This is a genomic window from Parasutterella secunda, from assembly GCF_023336895.1.
GTDB classification, from domain to species: Bacteria; Pseudomonadota; Gammaproteobacteria; order Burkholderiales; family Burkholderiaceae_F; genus Aphodousia; species Aphodousia faecalis.
This window is the reverse complement of the sequence record NZ_JAMBLT010000027.1, coordinates 1-743: the sequence shown is the minus strand read 5'-3', so window position 1 is coordinate 743 and position 743 is coordinate 1. Positions and strand designations below refer to the sequence as shown.

Sequence of the window (743 nt, the reverse complement as noted above, 5' to 3'; positions counted from 1 at the left end):
TGCAATATTATTTTCTCCTACATCAACACCGATCACTTCTTCTTTTTTCAATTTCTCGATTAAGGCACTCAGTGTTGAGTCATATTCCAGACTGATATGCAGGAACCAAAATCCTCCCTTCTTATTCTTTCGATAGACAAGATTGCTTTCTTTGCGTTTGCCTGAGTCAAGCAATCGTTTTTGAAAATCTCCCGGACACAATCTGACTTTTACCCGACCTTCAACTGTAAAAACAATTGCTTCAGTCATATCCGATTGATAACGGATTGTGTTTTTGTCCAAATGGATAGAGGGATTTTTAAAAACAATTTCTTTTAGAGGCTCTTCTTTATTTTTTCGGGGATGGTTCGTCAGTTCTGTTTTGTAGGCAGCAGACACCGACCGAATGGCATTACAGGCTAACTGCGATCCCAGTACCGGCAAGGTGGATCTCAAATCGTAGTATGCGGCATGGTGCAGGTTATAGCGCTGCCAATTACGCTCACTGGAATCGCGGCAAACGTACTTAACCAGAAAATTGCAAGCGTCACGGTACACAAGCCGAGTCTTGTGCAGCCTCTGAGCAGCATCCTCATGCATTTGCAGTTTGATGCAAACGGTCGTCGTTAATTTGGAGGGAGCGGAAAGTCTACCTGCGCCCTTTGATATGTTCAGTTCTTTCAATGTACTTCTGAATAGTTTCGGAACTGACGTTGCCGGCAGTGCCCACGTAATAAGACGGAGACCAAAGGTGGCCTCCCCAT

At 44.1% G+C, this 743-nt stretch carries 2 protein-coding genes; both read right to left on the bottom strand.

What is annotated here, in order from left to right; genetic code table 11:
• A partial coding sequence (locus M3080_RS09135) for a nuclease/transposase family protein (RefSeq protein ID WP_487369340.1) occupies positions 1–663 on the bottom strand: 663 nt, incomplete at its 3' end.
• On the bottom strand, positions 629–743 hold a 115-nt coding region (locus tag M3080_RS09130; RefSeq protein ID WP_249092815.1), incomplete at its 5' end, for a transposase. The genes M3080_RS09135 and M3080_RS09130, both read right to left, overlap by 35 nt.